The 12,502-nt window shown below is 60.4% G+C and carries 5 protein-coding genes; 4 read left to right on the top strand and 1 reads right to left on the bottom strand.

Annotation, left to right across the window (positions count from 1 at the left end; translation table 11 throughout):
- Positions 1 to 138: 138 nt before the first annotated feature.
- Positions 139 to 1,527, bottom strand: coding sequence for a DUF6311 domain-containing protein (locus tag J2D73_RS15660; protein ID WP_207882748.1), 1,389 nt, complete (start codon positions 1,525 to 1,527; stop codon positions 139 to 141).
- Between the two features lie 1,397 nt (positions 1,528 to 2,924).
- On the opposite strand from J2D73_RS15660, the gene J2D73_RS15655 reads away from it, so the two are divergent.
- The 4 genes from J2D73_RS15655 to J2D73_RS15640 are packed head-to-tail and all read left to right on the top strand — an operon-like array spanning position 2,925 to position 12,499.
- On the top strand, positions 2,925 to 4,136 hold the full coding sequence (locus tag J2D73_RS15655; RefSeq protein ID WP_207882746.1) for an MFS transporter: 1,212 nt from the start codon (positions 2,925 to 2,927) through the stop codon (positions 4,134 to 4,136).
- A complete protein-coding gene (locus J2D73_RS15650; protein WP_207882745.1) occupies positions 4,133 to 5,665 on the top strand; it encodes an alginate export family protein in 1,533 nt (510 codons plus the stop codon). The genes J2D73_RS15655 and J2D73_RS15650 overlap by 4 nt, the downstream gene beginning before the upstream one ends.
- Positions 5,666 to 5,683: 18 nt before the next feature.
- Positions 5,684 to 8,587: a nitrite reductase large subunit NirB gene (gene nirB, locus J2D73_RS15645; RefSeq protein ID WP_207882744.1), complete on the top strand. Its 2,904-nt coding sequence runs from the start codon at positions 5,684 to 5,686 to the stop codon at positions 8,585 to 8,587.
- Between the two features lie 3 nt (positions 8,588 to 8,590).
- Positions 8,591 to 12,499 (top strand): bifunctional nitrate reductase/sulfite reductase flavoprotein subunit alpha, encoded by a 3,909-nt coding sequence (locus tag J2D73_RS15640; protein WP_207882743.1) that lies wholly within the window; start codon positions 8,591 to 8,593, stop codon positions 12,497 to 12,499.
- Positions 12,500 to 12,502 lie beyond the last annotated feature (3 nt).

Here is a 12,502-nt window from a genome sequence, read left to right as displayed (position 1 = left end):
GCGCCAATCTCATGCGCAGAAATGCTCACCCGTGATTTTCCAAACAGGCTCTCAGAACACGGGCCTATTTCGCTCGCAGGCGATCTGGCCAGCAGGTCGCTTGGTGACATACGATGTCCAGAACGCCCTCGCGGTCCTTCAGAATGCGGCACCATCGATCACTGTGACGACGCCATCGCGACGAGTTACCAGAAGGGGGTGGGGGCCAAGCTGCTCTCGCTGCTCAGGGCACGATACCGCCCTCGGCTGGCGCGAGAAATAAGCGTCATTAACAGCTATATTGTGCCGGGCGGCAAGGTAAGCCAATTGCGCATAGCGCCACACGAGTTGTGGTTCACAGGCGAGCATGGGCTCCAGTTGCAACGCAGTCGCGCCGTCCAGACGGGCGTCAAAGCGAGCCTGTTCCGTCGTAAAAGGCGTTGCTTCCCAGCTTAAAGCCAGACGTGCGTCCGCACGTAGCTGCTCGGTGTCAAGAAGTTGCACGGTTACGCCAAAAGCCAGCAGCCATGACCGCCACCGAGTGAAGACCGCAAAGCGCACGCAGCCAAGCATTGCGAGATCCAGAACTGGCCAGATCAACCGTAGACTGACCCTGAATTGATCAACCGTGTCGGCGACGTGGACAAGCGAAAAGTAACGCAGCCAGTTGGCGATCACATGGCCCTCGGTTGCACCAACAGTCAGCGCCAGAACCGCGAGAAGCAAGCCGCAATGGTTCCTGATCGCTGCGATCAACTGCGATCGTACTTGAGCGAACAAGAGCAGAACTGCCGGCATCACGATAAGCCCGGCGCCTGCATAAGCGACACCGGCGTCGACGCCGGGTAGTGAGTCGGAAATCCACGTCCACCGCGGAACAAGGCGAACGACGGGTCCGAGAAAATCGCGAAGCAAAAGGGGATACAGTGCGACGTGGTTAGGTTGAACCGCGTCCAGACCGATCATGCGAGCCAACAGACGGATCGCAAGTAGCGTCATGCCCAGGGCGCAGCTTGACGCGGCTGCTGCGGGCCACTGTCCTCGCAGAAGCGGCGTCAACACTCCGGCGCCGAAGACTGCGAGCACCATCAGCATCAGGTAGGGATGGATAAGCAAGCAGGCGATCGACAATGTGGACAGCGCCACCAAAAGCCGAAGCGAGGTCTGGCTGTGGCGAACAAGACGAAAATAAAGCCCGAACGCTGTTAAAACGACGAAATGACCTGTGAGCGCCTGTTCTGCAGGCTCAGCGACAATATGAGGTATGCCGATGGACAGTAATGCGACCGCCACGGCTGAGCCGATGTCGCGGCAGCCTGTGCCGCGCAGAGCGAAGACAGCAGCGATCGGCTGCATCAGGTAAGAGAGCGCCAGATATGGACCAAGCGATTGTTCCATCCACGGCGTGAGCGGATGAAGCGTTTTGAAAATAATTGCGACGAGGGGATTGCTGTCAGTCAGTGATATTGAAACGCCGTTCGCCAGTTTTGGCGCTTTCAGAAGCGGCCACCTCCATGGCTGTTGCAGGAAATAGAGTAACCCCGTCATATGTTGCAGATCGTCGAATGTAGCCGCTCGTGCTCGCAACAATGACGGGTCGTTCAAATATTGATCGGGGACGCCGATCAATCCAGCGGGCAGCCTCCCAGTGATTACACGTAAAGGCAAACAGCGGAGCGCGAAAGCGAGACCAACGGCAGCGGCCAACCCGTAACTAAAAAGACGAGCCGTCGAGGCGCGCAAGATGGCGATTTTCACAATTTTATACCTGACTCGGTTGCGGGCTGGTCAATAGCTCGACCATTTCAGTCGCGAGGTCGACATTGAATTCGGCTCATGTAAGCGAGATTATGACTGCATAAAATAGTATGCTTGGAATTATTTTCTGTTCAGGAGAAATGCTATGCGCTGAGCAGTCAGACCTATCTGGTATTGTCGGGCGCGAGGGCTTTTAAGGCTGCAACGAAGATACAGAAATCTCATCCAAAAACTATCGACGGCGTTGAAGGCGAGTAGGTAAAATGCATTTGTGAGTGTCATATTCCTCCCCGACTATTTGCAGAGGTGCTCGGTTTCATGTGAGGCGGCGGACTCAAGGTGGTCAGACATGCGCTGCATGGGCCCACTCCTTGCGCGCCGATAGTGTCAGCTTTCGGGAACCTCGAAAGCTCTTTTTATGTCAGGAAGGGAAGGGCGAAAGTCGCCCATCCGTATCGCTCAAGCCGTTCCTCACTCCGCATCGCCAGCATCTGCCCCTAGTATTCCGCCTTGACCTCGTAGGCCCGCACGCCTCCGTGCCCCGGCGGGCTGATCACGCGGGCGACCCTTCAGTCGGCGCTAGGCTTCAGAAAGCCGTGATCGACCGGCGCCTTCTTCGCGTCGCGTCGCGTCGCGTCGTGTCGCGCCCGCTCAGCCCCGCCAGCGCCTCCTGCATGCTCGCGCTGGTGAGATAGAACTGCCAGCCCGTCTACCTGTCATCGAGCTTCTGCCAACGCTTCCAGCCTGCGCGCATATGCGTGTGAATCCGCTCCGTCACATCTGATCGAGTCGCGGTGTTTACATCTCCATGCCCGCTATCTATGGCGCGGAGGTGGTTATTTTTCGAATAAAATATCCATTACTTATTTTATGTTGTACATAATTAATCATAAATAAAACTAATTATTCTTCACAATTGATATATGGTCGGTTTATGTGCAAATTTATATTTATAAACACACCCGCGCCTGCAATGATATTGACCCCGCTGCGATTTCCTCGCCGGTCACACCCGTTTTAAACATTTTGACTCCAGATCGTTCCGGTGGTTAAGATTCAATTGGATGAGCGCCCGTCAGCGGCGGCGCGGCGCGTTACGGACCCGACATACGGCGAATCAACGAAGGTTCGTCAGCCCGATCAGGGCGTGATGTCTGCTCTCGCGCACGCATCATTCGGAACCGATTGTGGACAGAGGCTTCCTCAAGGCCGGTCACGCGCCAACATTGTTCGCCGCCTTTCTCTATTTCGACATGTCGTTCATGGTCTGGGTGCTGCTCGGCCCATTGGGCGTTGCGATCGCTCACGATCTGCATCTTAACCCGGCTCAAAAAGGGCTTCTGGTTGCGACGCCCGTTCTGGCGGGCGCAGCCTTCCGTGTAGTGGCCGGAGCAGCCGTGGACCTGTTCGGCCCGTATCGGACGGCAATCGCAGCGCAGCTGATCGTGATCGTCGGGTTGTGGACCACGTGGCTGATCGCTCCGCATAGCTATTCTGCGATGTTTGGTGTGGCGCTTGTCCTGGGCGTTGCAGGGGCGTCCTTCGCCATCGCGCTTCCGCTGGTGTCGGGATGGTACCCTGCGCGTTATCAGGGGACAGCGCTCGGGATCGCAGGCGCAGGCAACTCAGGCACGGCGCTGGCGGCGCTGTTCGCACCCGGGCTTGCAATGCTTGTCGGATGGCTCAACGTTCTGGGGCTTGCAAGCGTACCGCTTGTCGTTGTTCTCGGGGTTTTTCTGGCGCTTGCGCGGGAGCCTGCTCGTCGTTCAGGCGCCGGCGGAATCGCATCGTGGTGGCCGGTGCTTCGGTCTGCCGACTGCTGGTCCCTGATGCTGTTCTATGGCGTGACGTTCGGCGGTTTCGTGGGACTCGCCTCGTTCCTGACCATATATTTCAATGATCAATACGGACTTTCTCCTGCCATGGCCGGGGCCTGCACGGCCGCCATCGTCTTCGTAGGATCGTTCGTGCGGCCATTGGGCGGCGCCTTGGCGGACAGGATCGGCGGCACGCAGGCTCTCACCCTGCTCTACGCCGCCGCCGCCGCCATCTTTGCAGTGATCGCAATCGGGCTGCCGTCTATTATGCTGGCATTTCCGACCTTTTTTCTTGGCATGATCGTGCTCGGGCTCGGTAACGGCGCCGTGTTTCAACTGGTCCCGACGCGATTTCCTCACAAGGTTGGCATTCTGACTGGCCTCGTCGGCATGAGTGGCGGAGTGGGCGGATTCTATCTTGCCGCCTCCCTGGGCGCGGCGCGTCAGGCAAGCGGCTCGTACGGGCCCGGCTTTCTCGCCTTTTCTGGCGTCGCATTGCTTGCTCTCGTGTGTGTCCTGTTCTGCAGGCGGCGTTGGACGCAGCAGCCGGCACCCTGGGGCGCAGCGGAGGCCGCGCAATGAAGTTGCGCGCGTTGGGTTTCGCGCCGCTCACCGGGTTTGTGCTGGCGGCCCCCGCCCACGCCACGCCCGGGGGTAGCTCCGATTATGGCGTATTCAGCGCAGGCAATGGCGCGGCCGCAGGTTTTGGGATCGTGGGGGCCGCCGGACAGGCCCGCTGGGCCGAGGACTGGTCCTCCCTCACTTCGACGCCACCGGAGCGTCGTCGCGAGGACTGGTTCAACCGCCTCAAGCACGTGAAACTGACCGACAAAGGGGACGTCTGGATCTCGTTTTCGGGTGAGGAGCGGCTTCGCTACATCTTCGAGAATCAGCCCGTCATGGGAACGGCTGGCAAGACGGACGCCAGCCGCCTTTTGCTCAGAAGTCAGTACGGCGCGGACCTGCATCTCGGAGAGCATGTCCGTGCTTATGCAGAGTTCCTGTATGGGAACGCTGGCGGGTCGAACTATTATGGATATCAGGCTGGCACCCAGCGCGAACGCCTTGATCTTCAGCAAGGCGTCCTCGAGATCAAGGGCGCACTGCTTGGAGCGAAAACCGGCGTGATAGGCGGCAGGCAGGTGTTTCTCGACGCGCCTGTTTCCATGCAGTCCGCACGGGACCTGACCAACGTTCAGCAGACTTGGGACGGATTTCGCGGTTATGCGATCTGGAAAAGGTTCAGGGTCGATCTGTTCGATTTCGTTCAGACCAACAAATTGCCTCTTGGCGTGTTCTCCGATGGCACGAATTACAATGCGCGCATGTATGGCGCCTACACGTCCACAGCCCTGCCCGCATTTACGCTGATGGGGCACAGGAATCAGTTGTTCGCCGACGTCTTTTACATTGGTTACCTTTACGGCGGCGCGCTGGCCGCCTTACCGACCGCAGCGCAGGGAAAATCACAGGCCGGGTCGACGCGTCGTGACAATGTCGGAGCGAAGCTCTGGGGTACGGTCGGCCCGTTTGGCGTCAATCTGACCGGCGTCTTTCAGGGCGGGCAATTTCGCCCGGCGAATGAGTCTCAGCTTACGCGCGCGGTGCGGGCCTACGCCGTCAACGCCGCCGTCACCTACGACAGGCGAGACCTCGCCTGGCGTCCGTCGGTTGGAATTCAGGCGGATCTGTTCTCAGGCGGATCTTATCATTCGAAAGACGGCGCGGTCGGGACATTCGCGACGCCGTACTTTCCGTTGCCCTATTACAACGACGTCACGTTGTCCCTGACGTCGCAGAATCTCGTTGGCTTAGGGCCAATCATGGATTTTGCGCCGACCAAAAACTTCCACATCAAGCTGCATGTTCCGCTATTCTGGCGAGCCAGCACCAATGACGCCGTCTATGCCGTCGGCAAGACCTACACCTGGCGCGACAACCTGTCGGGCGGCTTTATCGGCACGATCCCGCAGGCGCAGGCGGCATGGAATTTCGCGCCGCATTGGACCTGGACAGAGGATCTTGCGGGCTTCGTGGCGTCGCGTGGAATGCATCAGGCTGGCGCAAAGAACGGCGTCTTCATCATGCAAACCCTGGCCTTCAGATTCTAAGCAAAGGACACCCGAACCATGGCGGAAAAACCGAATATCATCGTCGTCGGCAACGGCATGGTCGGCCATTACTGCGTCGAACAGCTTGTGGCCCATGGCCTGCATGAGAATCACCGCATTCATGTTTTTGGTGCGGAGAAACATCCGGCTTATGATCGCGTCCATCTCACGGAATACATGATCGGCCAGAACGCTCTTTCCCTGCGACTGCACCGGGACGATTTCCATGCAGCTCATGACATTGCGTTGCATCTGGGCGTCAACGTCACCGACATCGATCGCGCCGCGCGCATCATCCAGACTGACGCAGGGCCATATCCCTATCAGTCGCTCATCATTGCGACGGGGTCCTACCCGTTCGTGCCGTCGGTTCCGGGTAACACCGGCAGCGCTGGGCTGGTCTATCGCACGCTCGACGATCTCGACGAGATCCGCGCGGCAGCCAAAGATGCGCGCCATGGCGTCGTGATCGGCGGCGGATTGCTGGGGCTTGAAGCCGCCAATGCGGTCAAGTCGCTTGGTCTCGACGTCGCGGTCGTGGAGTTTGCGCCGCGCCTGATGCCGGTACAACTCGACGCAGAGGGCGGCGCGGCCCTCCGTCGTCGGATCGAAGCGATGGGCATCGAAGTTCGGACCAGTCACGTCACGCAGGGCATCGAAACCGGAGATTCTCGCCGTCACAAGCTTACATTCGCCAATGGTGACGTTCTTGAAACGGACCTCGTCGTATTTTCGGCGGGCATTCGGCCGAATGACAAGATCGCGCACGCATGTGGACTTACGCTGGGCCTGCGTGGCGGCGTAGCGATAGACAACCACTGCCGCACCTCCGACCCCCATATCTTTGCGATCGGTGAATGCGCTGCGTGGCAGAACCGTTTGTTCGGCCTTGTCGCCCCCGGTTATACCATGGCGCGCACGGCGGCGGCCGTGATCGCGGGTGAGGACGCGGCCTTCACAGGGGCTGACATGTCCACGAAGCTCAAGTTGCTGGGCGTTGATGTTGGTTCGATCGGCGACGCGCACGGCGCCGAGGAAGGCTCCACAAGCTATCGCTTCATAGGGGAGGCGGACGGATCCTATCGCAGGCTGGTGCTCTCGGCGGACGGGTCACGGGTTACGGGCGCGGTTCTGGTCGGCGACAATGCGTATTACGACACGATCCTGCAGTTTGTTCAGAACGGCATCAAGCCGCCTGCAGATCCTGCCGCGCTGATCCTCCCGCGTGGCGAAGGGGCGGAGCTTCTGGGAGCGAGCTCGCTTCCGGATACGGCCATGATATGCTCCTGCCACAACGTCACCAAGGGCGCGATCTGCTCCGCGCTCGATAATGGCTGTACCGATCTCGCGAGCCTCAAGGGGATCACCAAGGCCTCCACGGGCTGCGGAGGGTGCGCGGCGTTGTTGAAAAGCGTGTTCGAAACAGAGCTTTCCGCCCGCGGGATCGAAGTGGATCACTCGCTGTGCGAGCATTTCTCGCACACGCGGCAGGAGCTGTACTCCCTCGTGCGAGTACACGGCATTCGCACGTTCGAGGACCTGATGGACCGTCATGGCAACGGCGGCCTGGGGTGCGATATCTGCAAGCCCGCCGTGGGCTCGATTCTCGCATCCGCATGGAACAAGCCGATCACCGATCCGGCTTATATTCCGCTGCAGGACACGAACGATACGTTCATGGCCAACATGCAGAAGAACGGCACATATTCGGTCATGCCGCGAATTGCCGGGGGCGAGATCACTCCGGACAAGCTGATCGTTCTCGGCTCGGTCGCCCGCAAATATGGCCTGTACACCAAGATAACCGGCGGACAGCGGATCGACCTGTTCGGGGCGCAGATCCATCAGCTTCCCGATATCTGGGGTGAACTGATCGAGGCCGGGTTCGAAACCGGCCATGCATATGGAAAATCAACACGGACCGTAAAATCCTGTGTCGGCAGCACATGGTGTCGCTACGGCGTGCAGGATAGCGTAAGTCAGGCGCTCGATATCGAGAACCGTTACAAGGGGCTGCGCTCTCCGCACAAGCTCAAGTTCGCCGTCTCGGGCTGCACACGCGAATGCGCTGAAGCACAAAGCAAGGACGTTGGCGTCATCGCCACCGAAAACGGGTGGAATCTCTACGTCTGTGGAAATGGCGGCATGCGCCCCCGTCACGCCGAGCTTTTCGCGACTGATCTCGATTCTACAACGCTCCTGAAATATATCGACCGTTTCCTGATGTTCTACATCCGTACCGCTGACAAGCTGCAACGCACATCCGTTTGGCGGGAGGGTCTCGAGGGCGGTCTGGATTACCTCAAGGACGTCATCATTCACGACTCGCTCGGCATTGCCGAAGAGCTTGAGCAGCAGATGCAGGCTGTTGTCTCCACGTATCATTGCGAATGGCGCGACGCGCTTTCGGATCAGGAAAAACTCAAGCGCTTCCGTACATTCGTGAACGACAGCCGTCCTGATCCGAATATCGCGACTGTGCCCGAACGCGGCCAAGTGAAGCCAGCCGATAATACGCCAGCCTCTCCAATCGCCCTCGGACCGCAGGATTGGAAGGCGTTGTGTGACGAGAGCGATCTGGTCGCGCGTTCCGGCGTCGTCGCGTGGGACGACGGCGCCCAGATCGCCCTGTTTCTGATTCCGGAAAGCCACGGTCGTTCAGCGGAGGTCTTTGCCGTCGACAATCACGACCCGTTCTCGAACGCCAACGTCATCGGCCGCGGTATCATAGGCGATATTGCAGGGCAATTTGTGGTCGCCTCCCCACTATACAAGCAACACTTCCGCTTGCGCGATGGCGTGTGTCTTGAGGATCAGACGAAGCGGCTGCGGACTTGGGACGCACGTATAATCGAGGGGCGTGTCGAGGTCCGCGCACGGCAGAGCGCCTCGGCGCGGCAGCCGGATCTGGCGCCCGTCTGACCGATGACGCGTCAGGATATCCGTTCAGCCTGTCCTTATTGCGGTGTCGGCTGCGGCATTGTTTTTGAGGTCGAGGGGGGACGGATTGTCAAATTGCGTGGCGATCCGGAGCATCCGGCCAATGGCGGGCGCCTGTGCACGAAAGGAAGTTCCTGCGACCGACCGATCACGTCGTCGGCGCGGCTTGATCGCGCACAGATCAGACGAGATCGTACTGCGCAGCCGGTCGCCACAGCAATCGACGACGCGATTAATGAAACCGCCCGTCGATTGCGCGCCATCCTCGATGCGCACGGCCCTGACGCCATCGGGCTTTACGTGTCCGGCCAGATGTCGATGGAAGCGCAATATCTCGCGAACAAACTCGCCAAGGGCTATATCCGTACACAGCATATCGAATCCAACTCGCGCCTGTGCATGGCGGCGGCGGGGGCCGGTTATAAACTCTCGCTCGGCGCCGATGCGCCTCCCGGGTCGTACGAGGATTTCGATCAGACCGATCTGTTTTTCGTCATCGGTGCGAACATGGCCGATTGTCATCCGATCCTTTTTCTGCGGTTGCTTGATCGAAAGCGGGCCGGAGCGAAGTTGATTGTGGTCGACCCCCGGCGCACGGCGACCGCCGACAAGGCCGACATTTTCCTGCAGATCCGTCCCGGTACGGATCTCGCGCTGCTGAACGGCATCCTGCATCTGCTGGTCGCATGGTCAGCAATCGATACAGCGTTCATCGCGGCGCATACGACGGGCTGGGACGAGATGCCTGTATTTCTGGCGGACTACACGCTCGAGCGCTGCGCCGCCATCACCGGGATCGAGTCGGACAAGATCGAGCAGGTTGCTCGATGGATTGCGGATGCGGGCGACTGGATGAGCCTGTGGACGATGGGGCTCAACCAGAGTGTCACGGGCGCATGGAACACCAACGCCATCTGCAACCTGCATCTTGCGACGGGCGCTATCTGTCGGCCCGGCTCAGGCCCATTTTCCCTGACCGGCCAGCCCAACGCCATGGGCGGGCGCGAAATGGGCTACATGGGGCCGGGCCTGCCGGGGCAGCGTTCTGCGCTGGTGGCGGAAGATCGCGCGCTGGCCGAACAATTGTGGCGCCTCCCGCCAGGAACTATCCGTGCGGAAGAGGGCATTGGCGCTATCGGGATGTTCGACGCGATGCGGCGGCAGGATATTCGCGCCTGCTGGATAATCTGCACCAATCCCGTTGCGACCGTCGCCCGGCGCGCCAACGTCGTAGAGGCGCTGCAGGCGGCGGATTGCGTCATCATGCAGGATGCCTACGCGGATTCCGAAACAGGCCGCCATGCTGATATTCTGCTTCCTGCGGCGCTTTGGGCCGAAGCTGACGGCGTTCAGGTCAATTCCGATCGGACCATGACACTGACGCGTCAGGCGGTCGCGCCTCCGGGAGACGCCCTCGCGGACTGGGAGCTGATCGCGCGTGTCGGACGGGCCATGGGGTTTGCTGACGGATTTTCGTACGTCTCTGCGGCCGAGGTTTTCGCAGAGGCAAGTCAGTTCGCGAACCCGAGAACGGATTACGACATATCGGGAATAAGCCACGAGCGCCTTCGTCTGGGGCCGGTGCAGTGGCCGTGTGGGCCCGGGGATTCAGAGACCCGTCATCCAATCCGTTATCTTCCCGGACCGAGCTTCCCATTTCCGGATGGCCGTGCGCAATTCCTTGCTCGCCCGTATCTTGGCGCCGGCGAACGACCCGACGATGACTTCCCTCTCGTGCTCGGTACGGGGCGTCTGCAGCACCAATGGCACACCTTGACCAAAACCGGCCGTGTGGAGAGCCTGAACAAGCTGAACGCGGGCCCGTTCGTCGAATTGTCGCCGCATGACGCCCGGCGACATAAGATCAAACCTGAGGACCTCGTCGAGATACGCTCGCGCCGTGGGCGCGCCGTACTGCCCGCCCGGATCACGGACCGTGTTGGCCCGGGCGTCTGCTTTGCGCCTTTCCACTGGAACGACCGCTTTGGCGATGACCTTGCCGTCAACGCTCTGACGCCCGATGCGGTCGATCCCGTTTCGCTGCAGCCCGGCTTCAAATTATGCGCGGTCGCCATCGCCCGGGTCGCGCCGCCGCAAGAGGAGGCCCAACTCATGCCTGCCGACGCCATCCCGGACCGGATCGCCGCGCATTTGGGCCTTGCGCCTCACTCGACGTCTTACCTGTCCGCCCCTGCGGCCAACTGGCTGTCGGGCTTCCTTGAGGGCCTGCGCCTTTCGCCACCCGACGGTCAACTCCCTGTGGTGCCGGATCATGCGCCGCTGACGACCGCTGAACGACTTCGGGTCGACGGTCTGTTGTCCGGTCTCTATTCGCGGGCAAGAAGCAGTCTGCAAATCGTAGACCCGGCGCCGGAAGACGACTCTGGCTACGACATCACGGTGTTCTGGGCCTCCCAGACCGGCCGCGCCGAGACAGCGGCCACAGAAGTCGCCCAGGGGTTGAAGGACGCGGGGCGGCGCGTTTCCATAGCGTGCCTGGATACAGTCTCGGCGGACAGGCTGCCAAACGGGCCGGTCGTTTTCGTAACGTCGACATTCGGAGATGGAGACCCTCCGGACTGCGCAATCGCGTTCTGGAACGGGTTGCACGCGCGCAACGAGCCGCTGGACAGCACTTCGCACGCCGTGCTTGCGCTGGGTGACTCCACCTACGGGCGCTTTTGCGGTTTCGGTCGCGCACTGGACGAAAAGCTTGTAGAGCTTGGCAGCAGAGTTCTTGTCGCCCGGCAGGAATGCGAACCAGATTATGAGGATGCGGTGGCCGACTGGCGACCCCGCCTGCTCGCGGCTCTGGCCCCAACGACATCGAGTGCGGTTCAGGCGCCTCCAAAGGCGAAGACGTCGCGAAGGGACGCCTCTGTCGTCGCCGTTCTCTGCCGTAATGACCGTCTGACGTCGGAGTGCTCCGGGCGGGAAACTCGTTTGATCGGTTTCGACCTGACATCCAGCGGCCTGCGTTACGAACCGGGAGATGCGCTTGGCATATGGCCGCTCAATCATGCCGAAGCAGTGGACGCGGCGTTATCCGCTATCGGCCTGCCTTCGAAGACGCCGGTCACATTGAAGCACCACGGGATTGTTTCACTTCGCGATGCATTGATCCGCCATTTCGATCTGGGGCGTCCGGCGCCAGCTATGCTCGAACGCCTTGGAACGGCAGAAGGGTATTTGCCGGAAATGCTGGCGAACGTACGGCTTTCGGCAAGTCCGGATGAGATCTCGCAGTTGTTTCGCAAGATTCAGCCGCGCCTCTATTCCATAGCGTCCTCACAGCGCCGTCATACAGCGGAGGTCCATCTGACGGTCGGCGTAAGCCACACGCCGTATCGCGGCCTCTGCTCGCCATGGCTCGCCGATCTGGCGTTGGGGGCGCCCGCGAATGTCTTCGTTCAGTCGAATGCGCATTTCAGGCTGCCCGCAGACGGCGCGACGCCGATCATCATGATCGGACCAGGCACCGGAATCGCACCTTTTCGCGGCTTTCTGCAGGAACGCGCAGCGACTCAGGCGTCGGGCCGCGCGTGGCTGTTTTTCGGGGAGCGGCATGCAGCCAGCACCTTTTATTTCGAGGAGGAGCTCAAGTCATTTCTGGTTGCAGGAACGTTGACCCGTCTCGACACGGCGTTCTCGCGCGATCAGGATGCACGCATCTACGTTCAGGATCGCATGGAGGAACATGGCGCCGAACTCTGGTCCTGGCTCACTGCCGGAGCTCACATCTACGTCTGCGGCGACGCCGCTCGCATGGCGCGCGATGTGGATGCAGCCTTGCGCCGTCTTGTAGCGCGCCACGGCGACATGAGCACGGGCATGGCGGATGCGTTCGTCTCGGACCTGACGCGCGCAGGGCGTTACCGCCGGGACGTTTACTGAGCC

The organism is Acetobacter sacchari (assembly GCF_017377715.1).
GTDB lineage: Bacteria > Pseudomonadota > Alphaproteobacteria > Acetobacterales > Acetobacteraceae > Acetobacter > Acetobacter sacchari.
Note: the sequence above shows the minus strand (reverse complement) of the source record. Positions and strands in the feature narration are given on the sequence as shown.

Coding starts and splice junctions, on each gene's coding strand:
- J2D73_RS15660 (WP_207882748.1), bottom strand. CDS start 1,527: ATGACGGGGTTACTCTATTTCCTGCAACAGCCATGGAGGTGGCCGCTT.
- J2D73_RS15650 (WP_207882745.1), top strand. CDS start 4,133: ATGAAGTTGCGCGCGTTGGGTTTCGCGCCGCTCACCGGGTTTGTGCTG.
- nirB (WP_207882744.1), top strand. CDS start 5,684: ATGGCGGAAAAACCGAATATCATCGTCGTCGGCAACGGCATGGTCGGC.
- J2D73_RS15640 (WP_207882743.1), top strand. CDS start 8,591: ATGACGCGTCAGGATATCCGTTCAGCCTGTCCTTATTGCGGTGTCGGC.